This window comes from Burkholderia sp. JPY481, from assembly GCF_038900515.1.
Taxonomy (GTDB): Bacteria; Pseudomonadota; Gammaproteobacteria; order Burkholderiales; family Burkholderiaceae; genus Paraburkholderia; species Paraburkholderia youngii.
This window is the reverse complement of record NZ_JAYMRT010000027.1, coordinates 32846-54105: the sequence shown is the minus strand read 5'-3', so window position 1 is coordinate 54105 and position 21260 is coordinate 32846. Positions and strand designations below refer to the sequence as shown.

Annotated in this window: 18 protein-coding genes, 2 tRNA genes and 1 pseudogene; 15 read left to right on the top strand and 6 right to left on the bottom strand. The window is 64.6% G+C overall.

What is annotated here, in order from left to right; translation table 11 throughout:
* The first annotated feature begins 41 nt into the window (after positions 1-41).
* The 8 genes from VSR82_RS35125 to VSR82_RS35090 all read left to right on the top strand — a co-directional run bounded on the left by VSR82_RS35125 (position 42) and on the right by VSR82_RS35090 (position 9605).
* The gene (locus VSR82_RS35125; protein WP_429458188.1) at positions 42-1100 is read left to right on the top strand and encodes a MurR/RpiR family transcriptional regulator; all 1059 of its coding nucleotides are present in this window, start codon (positions 42-44) and stop codon (positions 1098-1100) included.
* On the top strand, positions 1097-2086 hold the full coding sequence (locus VSR82_RS35120) for an isoaspartyl peptidase/L-asparaginase family protein (RefSeq protein ID WP_429458190.1): 990 nt from the start codon (positions 1097-1099) through the stop codon (positions 2084-2086). Before VSR82_RS35125 ends, VSR82_RS35120 begins: the two co-directional genes overlap by 4 nt.
* A gap of 70 nt (positions 2087-2156) precedes the next feature.
* Complete coding sequence (locus VSR82_RS35115) at positions 2157-4079, top strand: dipeptide ABC transporter ATP-binding protein (RefSeq protein WP_498858510.1); 1923 nt, start codon at positions 2157-2159, stop codon at positions 4077-4079.
* A 138-nt stretch (positions 4080-4217) separates the two neighbouring features.
* Positions 4218-5780, top strand: a complete 1563-nt coding sequence (gene gsiB, locus VSR82_RS35110; RefSeq protein WP_368584980.1) for a glutathione ABC transporter substrate-binding protein GsiB — start codon at positions 4218-4220, stop codon at positions 5778-5780.
* A gap of 79 nt (positions 5781-5859) precedes the next feature.
* Positions 5860-6780 (top strand): glutathione ABC transporter permease GsiC, encoded by a 921-nt coding sequence (gene gsiC, locus VSR82_RS35105; RefSeq protein ID WP_429458195.1) that lies wholly within the window; start codon positions 5860-5862, stop codon positions 6778-6780.
* Positions 6781-6787: 7 nt separating this feature from the next.
* Positions 6788-7693: a glutathione ABC transporter permease GsiD gene (gsiD, locus tag VSR82_RS35100; protein WP_368584978.1), complete on the top strand. Its 906-nt coding sequence runs from the start codon at positions 6788-6790 to the stop codon at positions 7691-7693.
* Entirely contained in the window at positions 7690-8775 is a 1086-nt protein-coding gene (locus VSR82_RS35095; RefSeq protein ID WP_429458197.1) for a DmpA family aminopeptidase, read from the top strand. The genes gsiD and VSR82_RS35095 overlap by 4 nt, the downstream gene beginning before the upstream one ends.
* Positions 8772-9605, top strand: coding sequence for a M55 family metallopeptidase (locus tag VSR82_RS35090; RefSeq protein ID WP_429458199.1), 834 nt, complete (start codon positions 8772-8774; stop codon positions 9603-9605). Before VSR82_RS35095 ends, VSR82_RS35090 begins: the two co-directional genes overlap by 4 nt.
* 40 nt (positions 9606-9645) lie before the next feature.
* Here the strand turns inward: VSR82_RS35090 and VSR82_RS35085 are convergent, their stop codons facing one another.
* Positions 9646-10476: an alpha/beta fold hydrolase gene (locus VSR82_RS35085; RefSeq protein ID WP_429458201.1), complete on the bottom strand. Its 831-nt coding sequence runs from the start codon at positions 10474-10476 to the stop codon at positions 9646-9648.
* A gap of 261 nt (positions 10477-10737) precedes the next feature.
* Between VSR82_RS35085 and VSR82_RS35080 the strand changes: the two genes are divergently transcribed.
* The 4 genes from VSR82_RS35080 to VSR82_RS35065 all read left to right on the top strand — a co-directional run bounded on the left by VSR82_RS35080 (position 10738) and on the right by VSR82_RS35065 (position 15914).
* Positions 10738-12120 (top strand): amino acid permease, encoded by a 1383-nt coding sequence (locus tag VSR82_RS35080; protein WP_429458203.1) that lies wholly within the window; start codon positions 10738-10740, stop codon positions 12118-12120.
* A 121-nt stretch (positions 12121-12241) separates the two neighbouring features.
* A complete protein-coding gene (locus VSR82_RS35075; RefSeq protein WP_429458205.1) occupies positions 12242-13507 on the top strand; it encodes a glycosyltransferase family 87 protein in 1266 nt (421 codons plus the stop codon).
* 257 nt (positions 13508-13764) lie between these two features.
* Entirely contained in the window at positions 13765-15081 is a 1317-nt protein-coding gene (locus tag VSR82_RS35070; protein WP_429458207.1) for a Tle-like phospholipase domain-containing protein, read from the top strand.
* Positions 15082-15095: 14 nt separating this feature from the next.
* Positions 15096-15914 (top strand): ankyrin repeat domain-containing protein, encoded by an 819-nt coding sequence (locus VSR82_RS35065; RefSeq protein WP_368584972.1) that lies wholly within the window; start codon positions 15096-15098, stop codon positions 15912-15914.
* Positions 15915-15934: 20 nt separating this feature from the next.
* Here VSR82_RS35065 and VSR82_RS35060 read toward each other — a convergent pair.
* From VSR82_RS35060 to hemN, 3 genes and pseudogenes are all read right to left on the bottom strand, one after another.
* A pseudogene (locus VSR82_RS35060) lies at positions 15935-16088 on the bottom strand (integrase); the annotation flags it as partial.
* Between the two features lie 256 nt (positions 16089-16344).
* Positions 16345-16429, bottom strand: a tRNA-Leu gene (locus VSR82_RS35055).
* Positions 16430-16550: 121 nt separating this feature from the next.
* Positions 16551-17936 (bottom strand): oxygen-independent coproporphyrinogen III oxidase, encoded by a 1386-nt coding sequence (hemN, locus tag VSR82_RS35050; protein WP_429458209.1) that lies wholly within the window; start codon positions 17934-17936, stop codon positions 16551-16553.
* Positions 17937-18115: 179 nt separating this feature from the next.
* Here hemN and VSR82_RS35045 point away from each other — a divergent pair, with 179 nt between their 5' ends.
* The 3 genes from VSR82_RS35045 to VSR82_RS35035 all read left to right on the top strand — a co-directional run bounded on the left by VSR82_RS35045 (position 18116) and on the right by VSR82_RS35035 (position 20022).
* A complete protein-coding gene (locus VSR82_RS35045) occupies positions 18116-18418 on the top strand; it encodes a YkgJ family cysteine cluster protein (protein WP_429458211.1) in 303 nt (100 codons plus the stop codon).
* A gap of 83 nt (positions 18419-18501) precedes the next feature.
* The gene (locus VSR82_RS35040; protein WP_018434505.1) at positions 18502-19095 is read left to right on the top strand and encodes a DUF1439 domain-containing protein; all 594 of its coding nucleotides are present in this window, start codon (positions 18502-18504) and stop codon (positions 19093-19095) included.
* Positions 19096-19185: 90 nt separating this feature from the next.
* Complete coding sequence (locus tag VSR82_RS35035; RefSeq protein ID WP_410851855.1) at positions 19186-20022, top strand: undecaprenyl-diphosphate phosphatase; 837 nt, start codon at positions 19186-19188, stop codon at positions 20020-20022.
* A 69-nt stretch (positions 20023-20091) separates the two neighbouring features.
* Here the strand turns inward: VSR82_RS35035 and trmB are convergent, their stop codons facing one another.
* On the bottom strand, positions 20092-20898 hold the full coding sequence (gene trmB, locus VSR82_RS35030; protein WP_410851854.1) for a tRNA (guanosine(46)-N7)-methyltransferase TrmB: 807 nt from the start codon (positions 20896-20898) through the stop codon (positions 20092-20094).
* 126 nt (positions 20899-21024) lie between these two features.
* Positions 21025-21098, bottom strand: a tRNA-Gly gene (locus tag VSR82_RS35025).
* Positions 21099-21260 lie beyond the last annotated feature (162 nt).

The following is a 21260-nucleotide window of genomic DNA, read 5'->3' as shown; positions in this document are numbered from 1 at the left end:
TTCATCGAGTCCACCTCGCAAAGCCGCGCCTGTCCGCTCGCATGATCCACCACCCGTCCGCTGTGTCGAACCCCGCCGAGCAGGCCATTGCCGCGCGCATCTCCGCCGCGATGCCGACGCTCACGCCGATCCACCAGCGCATGGGCGAGTACGTGCTGGCCAACCTGTTCCGCGCGGCGACGATGCGCATCGACGAACTCGCGAGTGTGGTTGGCGCGTCGGTGGCGAGCGCGAATCGCTTTGCGCGCGCGCTCGGCTTCGACGGTTACCCGCAGTTTCGCGAGGCGCTCGTGCGCGGCTTCGAGGCGACGCTCGCGCCGGTCGAACGGCTGCGCAGCGCGCAGGAAACGCTCGCGGCCGATGACGACCTGATCGACGCGTCGCTCGAGCAGGCCGCCAATAATCTGCACGCAACGCGTACATCGATCGATCGCGCGACCGCCGATGCCGCCGTCGACGCGATCATCGCCGCGCGCCGCGTATTCGTGATCGGCTTCGGCGCCAGCGCGTTTCTCGCGAGCCTGATGGAGCACGGCCTGCTGCCGTATCACGACAACGTGCATTCGCTTGCGCTGAGCGGCGGGCCGTCGCATGCGGCGCGGCATCTCGTGCGTTCGGGCGCGGGCGATCTCGTGATCGGCATCGCGTTTCCGCGCTATGTCGAAGACACGATCGAGCTTGCGCGCCGCGCGTCCGAGCGCGGTGCGCGCGTGCTCGCGCTCACCGACGGTCCACGCTCGCCGCTCGTGCGTTTCGCGGACTTGGCGCTGTATATCCGCACCGACCGGCGTCTCGCATCGAATGCCGATTCGGCCGTGCTCGCGGTCATCGAGGCGTTGTGCGACGCGGTCGCGTATCGCGCGCAACGCTCGGTCAAGGCGGCCGCCGAGGTCAGCGAGTTCGTGCTGCCGTGGCTGTTCGATCCGCAGTCCGGCGCGGCCGGCGCCGTGCAGGAACCGGCGCGCGCCGCGAGCAAAACCGCGCGCGCAAAGGCCGACGGCAGCCAGACCAAAGGCATCAAAGCAACGGATACCGAAGCAAAAGCCACCCCGGCAGTCCGCACTCCCCGAACCAACCGCACTCCACGATTCAAACGATGAACTCCAACGCAGTCATTGCCATTCACGGCGGGGCAGGGACGATCCTGCGCACGTCGATGTCGGCCAGCGCCGAAGCCGAATATCACGCGGCGCTCAACGCGGTACTGAGCGCCGGCCAGCGCGTGCTCGCCGACGGCGGCAGCGCGCTCGACGCGGTCAGTGAAGCGGTGCGGCTGCTCGAAGACTGCGCGCTCTTCAATGCGGGTCACGGCGCGGTCTACACGGCGGCCGGCACGCACGAACTCGACGCCGCGATCATGGACGGCCGCACGCTCGACGCGGGCGCGATCTGTTGCGTGAAGCGCGTGCGCAATCCGGTTCTCGCCGCGCGCCGCGTGCTCGAGCGCAGCGACCACGTGCTGTTCACCGGCGAAGGCGCGGAAGCTTTCGCGGCCGCGCAGGGGCTCGAGTTCGTCGATAACAGCTACTTCGATACCGACGCGCGCTATCGCCAATGGCAACTGGCACGCGAGCAGCAGCGTCCGATGCTCGATCACGACGCCGCGACGCTCGCGTCCGCGTCGCCGAACAACGACGACCCGATGCCGCACGAGCCGATCGATCCGAACCGCAAGTTCGGCACCGTCGGCGCGGTTGCGCTCGACCGTCACGGGCATCTGGCCGCCGCGACCTCGACCGGTGGCGTGACCAACAAGCAGGTGGGCCGTGTCGGCGACACGCCGCTGATCGGCGCCGGCTGCTATGCGGACGACGCGACCTGCGCGGTGTCGACCACCGGCTCCGGCGAAATGTTCATGCGCATGGTCGCCGCCTACGACGTCGCTGCACAGATGGCCTATCGCCAGGTGTCGCTCGAACAAGCCGCGCACGACGTCGTGATGAACCGCTTGCCGAAGATCGACGGACGCGGCGGACTCGTCGCCGTCGACGTGCATGGCAACGTCACGCTGCCGTTCAATACCGAAGGCATGTACCGCGGCTTCGCGCGGTTGGGCGAAGCGCCGGTGACGGCGATCTATCGCTAGGCGCGGGCGCGTGTCGCCACACTGCTGAAGCTCCGTTAGCAGCGTTCGAATTCAAAGCAAAGGAATCACCGTGCCGACTTCCTCGCACACCGCCGGTCCGCTCATCGAAACCCTGCCGCCGCAGCGCGTGCTCGCGGTCGACGATCTGACGGTCGCGTTCCGCCGCGGCGACTCAACGTTCAACGCGGTGCGCAATCTGTCCTTTACGGTCGAGCGCGGCGAAACGCTCGCGATCGTCGGCGAATCGGGCTCGGGCAAGTCGGTCACGTCGCTGGCGCTAATGCGGCTGATCGAGCATGGCGGCGGGCGACTTGCCGGCGGCAGCATCGCGTTCCGGCGGCGCGACGGCAGCGTGCTCGATCTCGCGAAGACGTCTTCCGGCACGATGCGCACGGTGCGCGGCGCCGACATCGCGATGATCTTCCAGGAGCCGATGACCTCGCTCAATCCGGTCTTTACGGTCGGCGACCAGATCAGCGAGGCGATCGCGCTGCACCAGGGCAAGAGCCGCGAGGCCGCGCGCGCCGAAACCTTGCGTCTGCTCGAACTGGTGCGGATTCCGGAGGCGCGGCGCGTCGCCGCGCGTTATCCGCATCAGTTGTCGGGCGGGATGCGCCAGCGCGTGATGATCGCGATAGCATTGTCGTGCAAACCCGCGCTGCTGATCGCCGACGAGCCGACCACCGCGCTCGACGTGACGATTCAGGCGCAGATTCTGCAACTGATCCGCGGCTTGCAGGACGAGATGAACATGGGCGTGATCTTCATCACGCACGACATGGGCGTGGTCGCCGAAGTGGCCGACCGCGTGCTCGTGATGTATCGCGGCGAGAAGGTCGAGGAGGGCGCATCCGATACGCTCTTCGCCGCGCCGTCGCATCCGTACACGAAGGCGCTGCTCGCGGCGGTGCCCCGGCTCGGCTCGATGCACGGCACCGATCAGCCCGCGCGCTTCCCGATCCTGAGCGTCGAGCAGGCCGGCGCGAACGGCGCCGATGCCGCGGTGCAGCCCGCCGCGGCCGTCGCCGAGGAGGCGCAGCCGCTGGTGCGCGACGACACGCCGCCGATTCTGCGCGTGCGCGATCTGGTCACGCGCTTTCCGGTGCGTAGCGGCCTGTTCGGCCGCATGACGGGCCGCGTGCACGCGGTCGAAAAAGTCAGCTTCGATCTGCGGCCCGGCGAGACGCTCGCGCTGGTCGGCGAATCGGGCTGCGGCAAGTCGACCACGGGCCGCTCGCTGCTGCGGCTCGTCGAAAGTCAGAGCGGCTCGATCGAATTCGCTGGCAAGGAAATCAGCTCGCTAAGTGGGCCCGCATTGCAGGCGCTGCGCCGTGATATCCAGTTTATTTTCCAGGACCCGTTCGCGTCGTTGAATCCGCGCTTGACCGTCGGCTTCTCGATCATGGAGCCGCTGCTCGTGCACGGCGTCGCGCAGGGTGCCGAAGCGCAGGCGCGCGTCGCGTGGCTGCTCGAGAAAGTCGGTTTGCCGGCCGAGGCCGCGCGCCGCTATCCGCATGAGTTTTCGGGCGGGCAGCGTCAGCGTATCGCGATTGCCCGCGCGCTCGCGCTGAATCCAAAAGTCGTGATCGCCGACGAATCGGTGTCCGCGCTCGACGTCTCGGTGCAGGCGCAGATCGTCAATCTGATGCTCGATCTGCAGCGCGAACTCGGCGTCGCCTATCTGTTCATTTCGCACGACATGGCGGTGGTCGAGCGCGTCAGTCATCGCGTCGCGGTGATGTATCTCGGCCAGATCGTCGAGATCGGGCCGCGCCGCGCGGTGTTCGAGGCGCCGCAGCATCCGTACACGAAGAAGCTGATGAGCGCGGTGCCGGTCGCCGATCCCGCGCGCCGTCACGCGAAACGCCTGCTCGCCGCCGACGATATTCCGAGCCCGATCCGCGCGCTGCACGACGAGCCGGTGGTCGCGCCGCTCGTCGCGGTGGGACCGGATCACTTCGTCGCGCGGCATCGCGTCGGCGGCGCTTATTGAGCGAAGCGCCGCCTCGCGTTGAAGCAGAAAGACCCGAAGCAAAGCCGCAGCACCGGCAACCGCAGCACAAAGCCACTGAAGCGCAAGCCAACCATAAAGACCGTGTCACACCCTTAACTCGCAGCCTGGAGCAATCTCATGAACCTGCTGTTCCCGTCCTCTCCGTTTCGTTTGCGCGCGCTCGTCAGCGGCGGCGCGGTGGTGTTCGCGATGCTCGCGGGCAATCTGGCGCACGCCGAAACCACGGCCGTGATGGCCGTCGCGTCGACCTTCACGTCGCTCGATCCGTACGACGCGAACGACACGCTGTCGCAGGCGGTCGCGAAATCGTTCTACCAGGGGCTGTTCGGCTTCGACAAGGACATGAAGCTCGTCAACGTGCTGGCCGACAGCTATGAAGCGAGCCCCGACGCGCGCGTCTATACGATCAAGCTGCGCCATGGCGTGAAGTTCCAGGACGGCACCGACTTCAATGCGGCCGCCGTGAAGGCGAACTTCGACCGCGTGACCGATCCGGCCAACAAGCTGAAGCGCTACAACATGTTCAGCCGCATCGAGAAGACCGAAGTGGTCGATCCGTACACGGTGCGCGTCACGCTGAAGGCGCCGTTCTCGGCGTTCATCAATGTGCTCGCGCATCCGTCGGCGGTGATGATTTCGCCGGACGCGCTGAAGAAGTACGGCAAGGACATCGCGTTTCATCCGGTCGGCACGGGTCCGTTCGAACTCGTCAAGTGGGACCCGGCCGGCGACCTGACCGTGAAGAAGTTCGGCGGCTACTGGAAGAAGGGCTATCCGAAGATCGACGCGATCGACTGGAAGCCGGTCGTCGACAACAACACGCGCGCCGCGCTGATGCGCACCGGCGAAGCGGACTTCGCGTTCCAGGTGCCGTTCGAGCAGGCCGCGCAACTGCAGTCGAGCCCGAAGGTCGATCTGATCGCGGCGCCGTCGATCATCGAGCGCTACATCAGCATGAACATGAACCAGAAGCCGTTCGACAACCCGAAGGTACGTGAAGCGCTGAACTACGCGGTCAACAAGGAAGCGCTGACGAAGGTCGCGTTCGCCGGTTACGCGACGCCGGCCGACGGCGTGGTGCCGGAGGGCGTCGACTATGCTGTCAAGCTCGGGCCGTGGCCGTACGATCCGGCGAAGGCGCGCGCACTGCTGAAGGAAGCGGGCTATCCGAACGGTTTCGAAACGACGCTGTGGTCCGCGTATAACTACTCGACCGCGCAGAAGGTGATCCAGTTCGTGCAGCAGCAGCTCGCGCAGGTCGGCATCAAGGCGAGCGTCGAGGCGCTCGAAGCGGGGCAGCGCGTCGCCAGGGTCGAAAGCGCGCAGGACCCGGCGACCGCGCCGGTGCGCATGTACTACGCGGGCTGGTCGTCGTCGACCGGCGAGGCGGACTGGGCGATCAGCCCGCTGCTCGCGGGCTACTCGATGCCGCCGAAGATGGTCAACACTTCGTACTACAAGAGCGACGCGGTCGACAACGATCTGAAGCAGGCGCTCGAAACCACCGACCGCACGCAGAAGGCCGCGCTCTACACCGACGCGCAGAAGCGCATCTGGGCCGACGCGCCGTGGATCTTCCTCGTCAAGGAGAAGGTCGTGTATGCGCGCAGCAAGCGTCTGTCGGGCGCTTACGTCGCGCCGGACGGCTCGTTCAACTTCGACGAGATCGCGATCAAGTGATGAGCTGACGAGGCGGCACACGTTTCGTCGTGGCCCGCCTCGTTTCACACATTCGCCGCTCATTTGCCGGACTGGTTTCATGCTGAACTTCCTCGTCAAACGTCTGCTAGGCCTGCTGCCGACGCTTTTCATCGTCGCCGTGCTGGTGTTCCTGTTCGTGCATCTGCTGCCGGGCGACCCGGCGCGGCTCGCCGCCGGTCCCGAAGCGGACGAAGCGACCGTCGCGCTGGTGCGCGCCGACCTCGGGCTCGACAAGCCGATGCCGCAGCAGTTCGTCCGTTTCTTCTGGCGCATGGCGCACGTCGACTTCGGTATTTCGACGCGCAGCAAGCGGCCGGTGAGCCAGGAGATCGCGGAGCGCTTTTTCCCGACGCTGTGGCTGACGATCGCGAGCATGGTGTGGGCGGTCGTGATCGGCATGGCGATCGGCATCGCCTCGGCGGTGTGGCGCAACCGCTGGCCGGATCGGCTGGGCATGACGCTCGCGGTGTCGGGCATTTCGTTTCCCGCGTTCGCGCTCGGCATGCTGCTGATGGAGATTTTTTCGGTGCAGTTGGGCTGGCTGCCCATCGTCGGCGACGGTTCGTGGCGCAGCTACGTGCTGCCGTCGCTGACGCTCGGCGCGGCGGTCGCGGCCGTGATGGCGCGCTTCACCCGCGCCTCGTTCGTCGAGGTGCTGCACGAGGACTTCGTGCGCACCGCGCGCGCGAAGGGCGTGCCCGAGCGGCTCGTGATCATCAAGCACTGCCTGCGCAACGCGCTGATTCCCGTCGTCACGATGATGGGTCTGCAGTTCGGCTTTCTGCTAGGCGGCTCGATCGTCGTCGAAGTGGTGTTCAACTGGCCGGGCCTCGGGCGCCTGCTCGTCGATGCGGTGTCGATGCGCGACTATCCGATCATCCAGGCCGAGGTGCTGTTGTTCTCGCTCGAATTCATCATCATCAATCTGATCGTCGACGTGATGTACGCGGTGATCAACCCGACCATCCGTTTCAAGTGAGGCCCGCATGAGCACCACTGCCACCGGGCCGAACGCGGCCAATCCCGCGGTCGCCGAACGCGCGATCCGCACGCCGTGGAGCGAGTTCTGGCGCAAGTTCCGCAAGCAGCATGTCGCGCTGGCCGCCGGCGTGTTCGTGCTGCTCTTGATCGTGATCGCGATCATCGCGCCGCATATCGTGCCGTACGACCCCGAGAACTTCTTCGACTACGACGCGCTGAACGCGGGGCCGTCGGCCGCACACTGGTTCGGCGTCGATTCGCTGGGCCGCGATATTTTCAGCCGCATCCTCGTCGGTTCACGCATTTCGCTCGAAGCGGGCTTTCTGTCCGTTGCGATCGGCGCGGTGATCGGCACGTTTTTCGGTCTGCTTGCCGGTTACTACGAGGGCTGGTGGGATCGCATCACGATGCGCGTGGCCGACGTGCTGTTCGCGTTTCCCGGCATTCTGCTCGCGATCGGCGTGGTCGCGATTCTCGGCAACGGCATGATCAACGTGATCTGCGCGGTCGCGATCTTCAGCATTCCGGCGTTCGCGCGGCTCGTGCGCGGCAATACGCTGATGCTCAAGCAGCTCACCTATATCGAAGCGGCGCGCAGCATCGGCGCGTCGGACTGGACCATCATCGTGCGGCACATTCTGCCGGGGACGATTTCATCGGTCGTCGTGTATCTGACGATGCGTATCGGCACCTCGATCATCACGGCGGCGAGCCTGTCATTTCTCGGCCTGGGCGCGCAGCCGCCGACGCCGGAGTGGGGCGCGATGCTCAACGAAGCGCGCGCCGACATGGTGACCGCGCCACATATCGCGCTGTTTCCGAGCCTCGCTATTTTCCTGACCGTGCTCGCGTTCAACCTGCTCGGCGACGGTCTGCGCGATGCGCTCGATCCGAAGCTGGATCGGCCATGAGCATGAGCAAGCTTCATTCGGATGAGCGCGCACCGCAGATCGGCGGGTTGCCGGCCGGCGCGCTCGGCACGATCGCCGACGTGGACGGCGTCAGCGTCGGTCATTGCACGCTGGCCGAACGCGCGTTGCAAACCGGCGTGACCGTGATCCGGCCGCATCGCGGCGATCCGTTCGTCGACAAGGTGCCGGCCGCCGCGTCGGTGATCAACGGCTTCGGCAAGAGCGTCGGGCTCGTGCAGCTCGACGAGCTCGGCACGCTGGAGACGCCGATCGCGCTGACCAATACGTTCGGCGTCGGTACGGTCGCGCAGGCGCAGATCCGCGCGGCGATTCGCGCGAATCCGCGCATCGGCCGCGAATGGTCGACGGTCAATCCGCTCGTGTTCGAATGCAACGACGGCTACCTGAACGATATTCAGGCGCTCGCCGTGACCGAACAGCATTTCAACGAAGCGTTCGATGCAGCAAGTACCAATGTCGCGAGCGGTGCGCTCGGCGCCGGGCGCGGCATGTCGTGCTTCGATCTCAAGGGCGGCATCGGCACTGCGTCGCGCGTAGTCAGCGCGGCGGGCCGTGACTACACCGTCGGTGCGCTCGTGCTGGCCAACTTCGGCCGTCTGCCGATGTTGACGATCTTCGGCACGCCGCTCGGCCGCGTGCTGGCCGAACGCGCGGCTGCCGCTGATGCAAGCTCCGGCAAACCCGAGCAAGGCTCGATCATCATGATCGTCGCAACCGATGCACCGCTCGACGCGCGCCAGTTGAAACGCCTGTCGTTGCGCGCGGCGGCGGGTCTCGCGCGCACCGGTTCGGTGTACGGTCACGGCAGCGGCGATATCGCGTTGGCGTTTTCGACCGCATACACGGTGCCGCACGGCGCGGACTTCGTCGCGCTGCCGCCGCTCGTCGCCGATCATTGCCTCGACCCGCTGTTTCGCGCCTGCGCCGACAGCGTCGAACAGGCGATCGTCGATGCGTTGTGGAGCGCCGAGTCCGTCACCGGTCGCGATGGCCATCGGCGGCTGTCGCTGCGCGATAGCGTCCCCGACCTTGCCCACCTGCTGAGGAACTCCGCGCGATGAAAGTCCTGGTCTCCACCGACATCGAAGGCATCGCCGGCGTGTTCCATGCCGAGCAGACGCGCGCGGGCAACGGCGAATACGAAGCCGCGCGACGCTGGATGACGCTCGAAGCCAATGCCGCCATCGAAGGCGCGTTCGCCGGCGGCGCGACCGACGTATGGGTCAACGATTCGCACGGCGGCTTTCGCAACCTGCTGCCCGATCTGCTCGATCCGCGCGCGCAGGTCGTGCTCGGCAAGCCGCGCACGCTCGGCATGATGGCCGGACTTGAATACGGCGCAGCGCTGGTCTTCATGATCGGCTATCACGCGAAGGCGCAAACGCGCGGCATCCTCGCGCACACGATCAACAGCTTCGCGTTCGCGCGCGTCGCGTTCAATGGCGTGGAGCTCGGCGAAGCGGGGTTGTACGGCGCGCTCGCTGAAGAATATGGCGCACGTGTCGCGCTTTTATCGGGTGACGACGTGTTCGCCGAGGAAACCGCGCAGCGTTTTCCCGGTGCGCGTTTCGTCGTGACGAAAACTGCGACCGGCCAGGCAAGCGGCGTCACGCAGTCGCCCGCGAGCGTGCGCGAGGCGCTGCAAGCCGCCGCGCGCGACGTGGTGCGCCAGCATATCGAAGCGGGCCGCGCGCCTGCCGCGACGCGCGCGGAGCCGCGAGCAATCGACTGCGAACTGCGCGTGCAAACGAGCGGGCTCGCCGATCTGTTCTGCCAATGGCCGACGCTCACGCGGGTCGATGGCGTGACGTTGCGTTTCAGTGCGGCGTCGGCCGAGCATGCGGTGCGGATGCTGAACTGTCTGTCGGCGATGTCGTTCATGCTGCGCTGAGCCGCCGCTCGCCGAGCCGCTGACAGCTTATCGCGGTGACCTACTGCTGCTGCCGGCTCAACTCGCGCGCCGCGTGATCGATCGCGTCGGCCACGGCCCTGGCGTGCGACACCGGCGCGAGATGGCTCGATGAAACAGGCACTACTTTCGCGCCGATGCGCGCGGCGATCGTCTTCTGCAGTTCGGGCGACACCGCGTGGTCTTTAGTCGTCAGCACGTACCACGATGGTTTGTCTTTCCAGCCGATCTGATCGACCGGTTCGTCGAATGCGCTCGCGGCGATCGGCACCTGCGCGGCGGCGAGCACGCGGGTGACGGTCTCGGGCACGTCGGCGGCGAGGTCGGCGTGATAGCGCGCGCGGTCGATCCACAAGAACCCGTTCGCGTCCTTGCTGATGCTTTGGCCGGCCGGCATCGGCCCGCCGGCCTTCATCACGTCCATCGCCGATTCGTTCAACTGCGGCGCGAGCGCGGCGACATACACGAGCCCGGCAACGTTCGGCGCATTGCCGGCGACCTCGGTGATCACCACGCCGCCCCACGAATGCCCGACCAGCAGCACCGGGCCGTTCTCGCGATCCAGCACGCGGCGGGTCGCGGCGACATCGTCGGCGAGCGACGTCAGCGGGTTCTGTACCGAGCTCACGTGATAGCCCTTTTGCTGCAGCTTCGCGACCACGCCGTTCCAGCTCGATCCGTCGACGAACGCGCCATGCACGAGCACGATGTTGCGCACCGGGCCGCCGAGGGCGGCGGCAGGCGGCGCGCTGGCGGTAGCGGGGGCGGCCGCCGTCTGGGCAAGCACGGACGTACCGACGCCCGCGAAACAGAGGCACAACACAGCGGCGCAAAGCAAACGTTTGGGCAACATGTCGAAGCTCCGCAGCTTGAAAAGTGGACTCCGGCAACATACTCGCGTGCCATCCCCGTGACAATCACAATCCGCGCGCTTAAGTGCGGCGCACAACGAAGGCGGGCGGCTCCGGACGTCAGAGGAATATCGGTCGGGTAAAATTGTCGGTTTTGCCGGACCGGAACGTGCTTTCTGGCCGTGCCATCGGCCACAGCGCTGCCTTCGACGGCGTTCTACGCGCAGCGGCCATACGCAGCGATCTCCACACAGCAGGGCGTAATGAATAGTGCAAAGCAGCAAGAGGGCCTGAAGCGCGGGCTCAAGAATCGTCACATCCAGTTGATCGCGCTGGGTGGCGCGATCGGCACGGGCCTCTTTCTCGGCTCCGCCAGCGTGCTGCAGGCCGCGGGTCCGTCGATGATCCTCGGCTACGCGATCGGCGGCATCATCGCGTTCATGATCATGCGCCAGCTCGGCGAGATGGTCGCCCAGGAGCCGGTCGCCGGCTCGTTCAGCCACTTCGCATACAAGTACTGGGGCGATTTCCCGGGCTTCCTGTCGGGCTGGAACTACTGGGTGCTCTATGTGCTCGTCAGCATGGCCGAGCTGACCGCGGTCGGCACGTACGTGCATTTCTGGTGGCCGGGCGTGCCGACATGGCTGTCGGCGCTGGTGTGCTTCGCGATCATCAACGCTATCAATCTCGCCAACGTAAAGGCCTACGGCGAAACCGAGTTCTGGTTCGCGATCATCAAGGTCGCGGCGGTGATCGGCATGATCGTATTCGGCGGCTATCTGCTGATCAGCGGTCACGGCGGCCCGCAGGCGACGGTCGCGAACCTGTGGAGCCACGGCGGCTTTTTCCCGCACGGCTTTCACGGCCTGTTCATGATGCTCGCGGTGATCATGTTCTCGTTCGGCGGCCTGGAGTTAATTGGCATTACGGCGGCCGAGGCCGCCGAGCCGCAGAAAAGCATCCCGAAGGCCGTGAACCAGGTGATCCTGCGGATCCTGATTTTCTATATCTGCTCGCTCGCGGTGCTGCTGTCGCTGTATCCGTGGAACGAGGTGGCGGCGGGCGGCAGCCCGTTCGTGATGATCTTCTCGCAGATGGGTTCTTCGCTGACCGCCAACGTGCTGAACGTGGTCGTGCTGACCGCGGCGCTGTCTGTGTACAACAGCGGCGTCTACGCGAATAGCCGCATGCTGTACGGTCTCGCCGAACAGGGCAACGCGCCGCGCGCGCTGCTGAAGGTCGACCGGCGCGGCGTGCCGTATCTGGCGATCGGTCTGTCCGCGCTCGCGACGTTCGCATGCGTGATCATCAACTACGTGATCCCGGCCGAAGCGCTCGGTCTGCTGATGTCGCTGGTAGTCGCGGCGCTGGTGCTGAACTGGGCGCTGATCAGCCTCACGCATCTGAAGTCGCGCAAGGCGATGGTGGCCGCGGGCGAGACGCTGGTGTTCCGCTCGTTCTGGTTTCCACTCAGCAACTGGATCTGCCTCGCGTTCATGGCGCTGATTCTCGTGATTCTGGCGCTGACGCCGGGCTTGTCGGCCTCGGTGTGTCTGGTGCCGGCATGGCTCGTGCTAATGTGGGGCGGCTACGTGATCAAGCGGCGTCGCGAGGTGGCGCGCGCTGGCGCCGGGGTTGCGAGCTGATCTTCACGCGCCGAAGTTCCCCGCATAGGTCGCTCCCGTGTGGGCGAGCGCACAGATCGTTTTTTGCGAACCGGTAATCTCTGTCCGGTCGTCCGGCACGAAGCCGGCACGGAGAGACACGATGTTCAACGCAGCTGCCGTACGGACCAAGTCGAACTTCGGCGCGGGTGCCGCGCTCCTTCTGCTGATTGCGGTAGCCTGCCTCGCGCTGCGCATCCTGCACGTCGTCGCGAAGTTTCGTGGCGACGTCCCCGACGCCTTCGGCGATTTCAATTTCTATCTGTACGCGTTCCACGTCGTATTGCATGACCCGGCGCGCCTGTACGACCACGACGCACTGATCGCGTTTTTGCAGGGCATCGGCGCGCGCTCGACCGGCGACGACATCTTCTACGCCTACCCGCCGCAGTTCTCGCTAGCGTTTGCGCCGCTCGCGCTGCTGACGCCGCTCGCCGCGAAAATCGTCTGGGTGAGTGCGTCGATCGTGTTGTTCGCGCTGGCTTTGTATCTCGTCGTCACGATGGCGTACCGCGGCACGGAGCGTAGCGTCAACCTGCTGCTGGTGGCGGTCGCGCTGCTGAGCTTTCCGCTCGTCGAAGACACCTACGACGGCCAGTCGAATGAACTACTGTTCTTCCTGCTGATTGCGACCTTCGCGCTGATCGAGCGTGGCAAAGGCTATGCCGCAGGACTCTTTCTCGGCTTCGCGATCGCGATCAAGCTCACGCCTCTCGCTGTCGCCGGTCTGCTGTTGCTGCGCCGCGAATGGCGCACATTCGTCATGGCGAGCGTGGTTGCGATTGCCTTCACACTGATTACCGGAGCGCGGCTCGGCTTCGACGTTCTGTGGCACTACTTCGTGTCGGACATGCCGCGCCTGAACGGCATGGCAATGGCGATGAGCGGAGGCGGCGCGCCGATGAACAACGCCGTGCGGGGCGCATTGCAGACGCTATCGACGACGCTCGGCATGTCGATGTCCGGTACGTCGATAACGGTCGTCTCGCATGCGTTGGTGCTCGCTGCTTGCCTGTTGTCCGCGTATCTGGTGTTTCGCCGCCATCAGGACAGCCGCATCGATTACGCGCTCGCGTCGATGACGATGCTCGTGGCTTATCCGATCCTCGAGCCGATCCACATGGTGCTCGCGTTGATCCCGTTGCTGATCCTGCTGGGCACCGCATTCGAAGCGCGCGACGGGCAGCTGTCGGCGCTAGGTCCTAGACTGGAGATGTTGCTGGCCGCGGTCGTCGTGGTCTTGCTGTTCTTTGCGGCGCGTTTTGTGTCCTACACGGTCGCGGCGCTGATCATTTACTTGCTCTGTGTTGCAAGGTACTTTCCACCGTCAGAAGTGGGATCGCGAGAGCGGGCTTACCAGCCTGGATGAACGATCCCGGTGTGGCGCGGCTCCTCATAAGGGCTTCGCATGAAGGTGCAATGGGTATCAGAGAATTGCTCGCGGAGCAGGATGCAAAGTTCGTGAGCCTGCGGGCGCGGAGCCTCCATGTTCTTGCGGGGGCTTTTCTGTTTCTTCGGAAGGCGGACATTTTGGGCGGTCGCCCATGTACGGACTGCCTGTCGCACGGTAATTATCTGACTGCTGTCAACTCCGGCAGCGACTTCAGATAGACCAACGACACACCTATGTCCCTGTCCGTATTTGAGATGCACTCAGTGGAGCTGTTCTGCCAGCGGCCACTGGGTGCCTGTTATGTCATCTGTGACGAGTGGCACTATAAAGCGTGCCTTGGCAAGGCAGCAGACCGTCAGAAGGCCAGGGCGGAGACCCGGGAATTTCTCGAGATTGCCGCACTGAATCACAGGAAGTGGGAGGAGGACCGGAAGCTGGTCAGGCGTATCCAGAAGACTGGCTGGCTGTTTTTCCATAGCGCGCGGTACCGTAACCCCGACACCGATGGATGGTGGGTCATCGTTGCTCTTCTCGAAGAGGTTCGCCGGGGCAAACTGCTTGCCATTAGAGGTCCGCGTAATGGCCTGTTTCCGTCACCTTACCGCAGCACGCCGCTGAGGAATCCCGTAGCGAGGACCGGCAGTCATCCGGACGGCGAACCCACTCTGTCCGTCCAGTATGATCCGGCCACCTGGCAAGCCCAGTTAGCCGCTGCGCGCGCAGCCAGGGCGACACCGCCACACATCGAGATACCAAAGGCACTGACCAAGGCGCAGCGGTGGCAGACGCGCAAGGCGCTGATTGCGACGGGCAATGCGGCCATGTCCGGGCGCGTGCGGGCGGCGGCTGAACGGCTCGCACGCAACAATGTCGCGGCGGAGAAGGCCAGACTCTCCGATCATGTCTACGAGCCGTCCGGGCCGGTGCCCGAAGGGTGGGCGAACCGCAGCGGGGATAGGGGATTTCTGGATCAATATCGACTTGATCCGCTTGATCTGAAAATAGAAGGTTCAAATTTCCGGGCGCAGCTATATGAACCCGATCCTGATGTCTTCGGCGGAGAGATGAAGCCCACGCTCGCGTTCAAGGGAACCGAAATGACGAGCCTGAGCGACTGGTCGAACAACTTTAACCAGAGCGTGGATTGGAAATCGCCTTACTATGAGCGTGCCGTAGATATTGGATGGAAGATGCGCCGCACGCAGGCGCCAATTGATATTGCCGGACACTCGCTAGGTGGCGGTCTGTGCTCTGCCGCTTCTTTGGCCAGCGGCAAGGACTGCTGGAGCTTCAACGCCGCCGGTCTGCACCCGAAGACGGTCGAACACTACGGCGGCCAGGCCACGCCATCGAACATCAATGCCAACCATGTGAACGGCGACATTCTGACCGTCGCACAGACGTGGACGCCCCTGCCCGGTGCAGCCGGTACTCCCTATCTCCTTCCCGGCAGCGGCTCGCCCGTGTCGCGGCACTTCATCACGCAGGCAATTGACGGCATCGAGCAGCAGAAGGCGGAGGACATCACCGTACTTGAAACACTGTCATAGCGAGGCTGAAAGCGATGAAAACACTCAGCCGAATCCTTATCGTGCCGGTGCTGTTACTGGCGCTATCTCCTGTGGTTCATGCAATGAAAAAATTTCCCGCCACTGATTTTTTTAGCGGCCCGCAACTCGAACTGGCGCAGGCCATCGAACGCGGCGACATGGAGCAGGTCCGGCGACTGGCACCAACGACCGATCTGAACACGCCGGGACGCAAGAACATGACGATGCTGTTTTTTGCGTTTCAGGAAGCATTGCAGCGCGACCCGCATCGGCTTGCGGTTGCGTCGGAGGTGGTGAGGGCCGGGGCCGATCCTTTGCAGACCGTACCGGATTTTGGTAGTCCCCTCGGAGTGGTGCTCAACAGCTCGCACCCGGAATTCCTGAGCGCGATGCTGGACGGCGGGGTTGACCCCAACACCATGATCGAGGGCCGCAGACCCATCATTTTCTTTGTTGCAAGAGAGTCGACATCCGACTCACTCAAGCTGCTGGTCGAGCGCGGCGCGGATGTGAACCGACGCGATTCGTTGCGCAATTCAGTGCTGTATGAAGCGCTGGCAAATCGCGCACTGGATCAGATTGACTACCTGCTGGATCATGGGGCAAAGCCCAACACCTACAACATTAACGGCGAGTCATTCCCATTAGGGATCTGGGACGACCTTAATACCTTCGCGCCTGATTCACCGGCCTACAGGAAGCTGGTCCGAATTCGGGACCGCATCATCAGCATGGGCGTGAAATGGCCTCCCGAGACTCCGGAACAGATCAACGCACATTGGGGAGCCAATCCTCCGCGCCGGCTCGATGACAGCAAGCTTCCGCTGCCTTGAGGCAGAAACGGAAAGGGCTATTTCAGTTCTTCATGCAGGATCGTGCGCGCCATCGCCCGGAAGCGGTGGCCGGTGATCTTCCGTGCGCGCATCGTAGCCAAGCCGCCGAAGCGCGGCATTGATAGCCGCTTCACTCATCGGGTGCTTGATATCGCGTGCGCTGGGGAACCCGTAGCTTTCCGGCAAAACGGTACTTGAAAATGCATCGCTTGTTGCTCGTTGGCGTGACGAGCAGCAGCCCGCCGCCGTACAGCTTCTGCAGTTTTTCACCCGGCTTCGTGTTACGGATCGTGGCAACGCGCCAAACGGCCCCTGATGGGGGTTGTAATCGCTGGTGAAACCTTGGAGACCACAGCAAACAAAAACCCCGCTCAGCGCTGGCTGTCGGGGCTTCGTGGGAACCGTTGAAACCGGTTGAAGAGTGTTTGTTTGGTGCCCAGGGCCGGAATCGAACCGGCACGCCTTGCGGCGGGGGATTTTGAGTCCCCTGCGTCTACCAATTTCACCACCTGGGCAGATACTGCGGCGCGCTTCAGAAGTTCAGCGCGCGAGGAAGACGCAGATTATGGCCGAAAATCGGTCGACGGGCAAGCCGATTACCTTCACCCGCCGCAGCGCGTGCGCGGCGAGCAGTGCTCAAACCGTGCGCGAGAACCGTGTGAGCGTCTGCTCGCCGAGATAGCGGTCGAATACCATCGCGAGATTGCGCACGAGCATGCGGCCGGCCATCCGCACTTCGAGCTTGCGCGCGCCGAGCGAGATCAGCCCGTCGTCCTCGAATGCACGCAAGCGCGCGAGTTCCGGCGCGAACGTGTCGGCGAAGCGGATGCCGTACGCCGCCTCGAATTCGTCGAAACGCAGTTCGAGGTTGCACATCAGCTGCGTGATCACGTCGCGCCGCAGACGGTCGTCGGCGGAAAGGCGGATGCCGCGCGCGATCGCGAGCCGGCCCGCATCGATCGCGTCGGTGTAGGCGGGCAGCTCTCGCGCGTTCTGCGCGTACACGTCGCCGACCTTGCCGATCGACGAGGCGCCGAAGCCGATCAGATCGCACTCGGCCCGCGTGCTATAGCCCTGGAAATTGCGATGCAGCGTGCGCTGCGCCTGCGCGCGCGCGAGATCGTCGGTGGGCAGCGCGAAGTGATCCATGCCGATGTACACATAACCCTCCTCCGTCAGCCGTTCGACCACTCGTTGCAGCAGCGCGAGCCGCTCCTCGCTCGACGGCAGCGTCGCGGCATCCATCTGCCGCTGCATCTTGAAGAGCTGCGGCATGTGCGCATACGCGAACACCGACAGCCGGTCCGGCGCGAGTTCGAGGATCGTGTCGAGCGTGCGGCTGAAGCTCGCGACCGTTTGATGCGGCAGGCCGTAAATCAGATCGACGCCGATCGAATGAAAACCGTGTGTGCGCGCCGCTTGCATCACCGATGCGGTCATCTCGAACGGCTGGATGCGATTGATCGCCTGTTGCACGCGCGGATCGAAGTCCTGCACGCCGAGGCTCAGCCGGTTGAAGCCGAGATGGCGCAGCAGCGCGATCGTGTCGGGCGACGCCTCGCGCGGATCGACCTCGATCGAATATTCGGCTTGATCGTCGGGCAGCAGATTGAAGTGCTCGCGCGTTGCGGCCATCAACTCGCTCATCTCATGATGCGACAAAAACGTCGGCGTGCCGCCGCCCCAATGCAGTTGCGACACGGGCCGCTGCGTATCGAAACACGCTGCCTGCAAGCCGATTTCGCGTTTGAGCCGCTCCAGGTACGGCCGCGCATGCGCGCGATTTTTCGTCACGACCTTGTTGCAGCCGCAGTAGAAGCACACGGTGTCGCAAAACGGAATATGGAAGTACAGCGACAGATCGATCGGCGCGGCGCCCGGGTCGGCGGCGGGGCGGCGGTAGTCGGCGGTGTCGAACGATTCGCGGAACTGCGGCGCGGTCGGATAGGACGTATACCGGGGACCATTCGCGCTGTAGCGCGCGAGCAGGTCGGGGCGGAACAGGGTGTCGGCTAGGGACATGAGCGGTATCGGACGGTGGGCGGCGCTCGCGGCGTATCGCGTGTGCATGGCCATTCGGTAGTTTTCAGTTTAAGTGCGCGTCTGCGGGCTCCGTTCGTGTAAAAAGGTCGCACAGACACGCAGTGGCACAATGCGGGTCTGGCAACGCGTTGCCAAGGTTTGAGTTCAGGAAAGATGACGTGGATCAAAGGTTGAACAGCGCACGAGTGGACGATCACGCGTGCCGTCCCGATTGCGGCGCGTGCTGTATCGCGCCGTCGATTTCGAGTCCGATTCCGGGCATGCCTAACGGCAAGCCTGCGGGCGTTCGCTGCGTGCAACTCGGTGACGATCTGCGCTGCGCGATCTTCGGCCGGCCGGAGCGGCCCTCATGCTGCTCGGGTCTGCAACCGCAACAAGAGATGTGCGGCGCGAATCGCGGTGAAGCGCTCGCGTGGCTCACGCAACTCGAGGCGCAAACACAACCGGCATCGCATCCATGATGCGCGGCATGCGATAAGCGCCATCATCCACCTCACAGCCAACGCAAGCCGATGTCCGCAAGGGCTTCCACAGGAGATTTCGCATGACCCGACCCGCAGCGCCGGCCCGGCGCCGCTTTCTGCGCGCCGCGCTGACCGGCTGCAGCGTGCTTGGCATCACTGTGTCGCTCGCGGCGTGCGCGAGCCCGACTTTTCCGTTCATGCCGTCGCAATACACGTTCTCGCAGAAGCAGGTGCAGGAGGCCGTGCAGCGCAAATTCCCGTATCAGCGCACGGTGTCGCAGGTGTTCGACGTCGCGCTGAGCAATCCGGTGGTGGGCATGTTGCCCGATGCGAACCGCGTGCAGGTGAAGCTCGACGCGCGTTTCGCGAGCCCGTTCCTGCAAGAGCCGGTCGATGGCGTGTTCACTTTGTCGAGCGAACTTGCCTACGACGCGGCGAGCCGTTCGGTGATCCTCAAGTCGCCAAGTGTCGATAACGTCAGCGTGAGCGGCCAGGCGCAGATGTACACGCAGCAGATCAACGCCGCCGCGGCGCTGCTCGCGACCCAATTGCTGACCAACTATCCGATCTACACGTTCAAGCCCGAGCAACTGCAATTTGCCGGCGTCCATTACGAACCCGGTACAATCACCATCCTTTCAAACGGCATACGCGTGCAGATCGTCGAAAGATGACGTGCACGTGCGGCCACGAGGGCCGCGCATGCCAGTCATGACCGTGCAGGCCCATTTCGTTGCGACAACCAACTGCGATAAGGGGCACGGATGGACTGGCTACTGGCTTGCAAAGCGCTGATTCTCGGCGTGGTCGAGGGTTTGACGGAGTTCCTGCCGGTGTCGAGCACCGGGCATCTGATCGTCGTCGGCAGTCTGATCGATTTTTCCGACGAGCACGCGAAGACCTTCGATGTCGTGATCCAGCTCGGCGCGATTCTCGCCGTGTGCTGGGAGTTTCGCCGCCGCATCGGCAACGTGATCGTGGGTCTGCCGAACCGGCCGGAAGCGCGCCGCTTCGCGCTGAACGTGATCATCGCGACGATTCCGGCGATCGTGCTGGGCCTGCTGTTCGAAAAGTCGATCAAGGAGGCGCTGTTTGCGCCGGTGCCGGTCGCGTTCGCGCTGGTTGCGGGCGGCGTCGTGATCCTGTGGGCGGAGGCGCGTCAGCGTGCGCGCGGCGACGCGGCGGTGCGGGTGCGCAGCATCGACGACCTGAGCCCGCTCGATGCGCTGAAAGTCGGCCTGGCGCAGTGTTTCGCGCTGATTCCGGGGACTTCGCGCTCGGGCTCGACGATCATCGGCGGCATGCTGTTCGGCATCGAGCGCCGTGCCGCGACCGAGTTTTCCTTCTTTCTCGCAATCCCGATCATCTTCGGCGCGACCGCCTACGAGCTGTACAAGGATTGGCATCTGCTCACCACCGACGCGCTTGGCAGCTTCGCGCTCGGCTTCGCGGCCGCGTTCGTCAGTGCGTTCATTTGCATCCGCTGGCTGCTGCGCTACGTCGCGTCGCACGACTTCACGGTGTTCGCGTGGTATCGCATCGGCTTCGGTCTGCTGATCCTGCTGATCGGCTATAGCGGCGGGTTGAGCTGGGCCGATTGAGGTTGGCCGTGCGATGAAAAAAGGTCCGCAAATGCGGACCTTTTTTCGTTGGCTTGCCGTTTCGTCGCTTCACGCGGCGGCGCGCTTGCGGAACACCAGGTCCCACACGCCGTGGCCGAGCCGCAGGCCGCGCCGCTCGAACTTCGTCACCGGACGATAGTCGGGCCGCGGTGCGTAGGTGTCGGCGGTGTTTTCTAGCAGTGGATCGGCGCCGAGCACTTCGAGCATCTGTTCGGCGTAGTTCTGCCAGTCGGTCGCGCAATGCAGATACGCACCGGGCTTCAGGCGCGACACGAGCAGCGCGACGAACTTCGGCTGGATCAGCCGGCGCTTGTGATGACGCGCCTTGTGCCACGGATCGGGGAAGAAGATGTGCACGCCGTCGAGGCTGTCGGGCGCAATCATGTGCTCGAGCACTTCGACCGCGTCGTGCTGGATGATGCGGATGTTCGTCAGCGACTGCTCGCCGATCAGCTTCAGCAGCGCGCCGACGCCGGGCTCGTGGACTTCGACGCCGAGGAAGTCGTCGCCGGGCCGCTGCGCGGCGATCTCCGCGGTGGTCGCGCCCATGCCGAAGCCGATCTCCAGCACGCGCGGCGCTTCGCGGCCGAACACGCCGGTCCAGTCGGGCTGCTGCGGCGTGTAGGGCACGACGAAGCGCGGGCCGAACTCATCGAGCGCGCGGCGCTGGCCGGTCGACACGCGACCCGCGCGCGTGACGAAGCTGCGGATGCGGCGGTGATGAAGCGTGTCTGCCGGCGCCGCACCGGGCGTACCGTCGACGTGGTTCGTCCCGTCGCGGGTGGAGTGGTCTGCGGCGCTGGTGGGAGTCGGGGAGTCGTCCGGGAGACCGGAGTCGTTTGGATCGTGGATCATCGTCGATGCTGCTGCAAGGGTGAGGGCTGCGCGGCTTGCGCGCTGTGCCGGGCCGTTGCCACTACAAAAAAGCCGCCTTCAGGGAGGCGGCTCTTGCTAGCTTCCGCTGAATTCTCAGCAGGAAAGTGGAGCGGGCGATGGGAATCGAACCCACGGCTCTAGCTTGGGAAGCTAGGGTATTACCATTATACGACGCCCGCGGAACTCGCGATTTTACAGGCTTTTGGGCGGTTTGGGCAGGGGTATGGTTCGCGCGCACGAACGGCCGCCTCGTCTTTTCGCGTCGACGGTCAGAACGGCGCGCGTCTTCAGATGGCGTCTGCACCTGCCGTTAACCCGAATGCTGCCCAACATCGTGCGCT

Coding starts and splice junctions, on each gene's coding strand:
- VSR82_RS35125 (WP_429458188.1), top strand. CDS start 42: ATGATCCACCACCCGTCCGCTGTGTCGAACCCCGCCGAGCAGGCCATT.
- VSR82_RS35120 (WP_429458190.1), top strand. CDS start 1,097: ATGAACTCCAACGCAGTCATTGCCATTCACGGCGGGGCAGGGACGATC.
- gsiB (WP_368584980.1), top strand. CDS start 4,218: ATGAACCTGCTGTTCCCGTCCTCTCCGTTTCGTTTGCGCGCGCTCGTC.
- gsiC (WP_429458195.1), top strand. CDS start 5,860: ATGCTGAACTTCCTCGTCAAACGTCTGCTAGGCCTGCTGCCGACGCTT.
- gsiD (WP_368584978.1), top strand. CDS start 6,788: ATGAGCACCACTGCCACCGGGCCGAACGCGGCCAATCCCGCGGTCGCC.
- VSR82_RS35095 (WP_429458197.1), top strand. CDS start 7,690: ATGAGCATGAGCAAGCTTCATTCGGATGAGCGCGCACCGCAGATCGGC.
- VSR82_RS35090 (WP_429458199.1), top strand. CDS start 8,772: ATGAAAGTCCTGGTCTCCACCGACATCGAAGGCATCGCCGGCGTGTTC.
- VSR82_RS35085 (WP_429458201.1), bottom strand. CDS start 10,476: ATGTTGCCCAAACGTTTGCTTTGCGCCGCTGTGTTGTGCCTCTGTTTC.
- VSR82_RS35080 (WP_429458203.1), top strand. CDS start 10,738: ATGAATAGTGCAAAGCAGCAAGAGGGCCTGAAGCGCGGGCTCAAGAAT.
- VSR82_RS35075 (WP_429458205.1), top strand. CDS start 12,242: ATGTTCAACGCAGCTGCCGTACGGACCAAGTCGAACTTCGGCGCGGGT.
- VSR82_RS35070 (WP_429458207.1), top strand. CDS start 13,765: ATGTCCCTGTCCGTATTTGAGATGCACTCAGTGGAGCTGTTCTGCCAG.
- VSR82_RS35065 (WP_368584972.1), top strand. CDS start 15,096: ATGAAAACACTCAGCCGAATCCTTATCGTGCCGGTGCTGTTACTGGCG.
- hemN (WP_429458209.1), bottom strand. CDS start 17,936: ATGTCCCTAGCCGACACCCTGTTCCGCCCCGACCTGCTCGCGCGCTAC.
- VSR82_RS35040 (WP_018434505.1), top strand. CDS start 18,502: ATGACCCGACCCGCAGCGCCGGCCCGGCGCCGCTTTCTGCGCGCCGCG.
- VSR82_RS35035 (WP_410851855.1), top strand. CDS start 19,186: ATGGACTGGCTACTGGCTTGCAAAGCGCTGATTCTCGGCGTGGTCGAG.
- trmB (WP_410851854.1), bottom strand. CDS start 20,898: ATGATCCACGATCCAAACGACTCCGGTCTCCCGGACGACTCCCCGACT.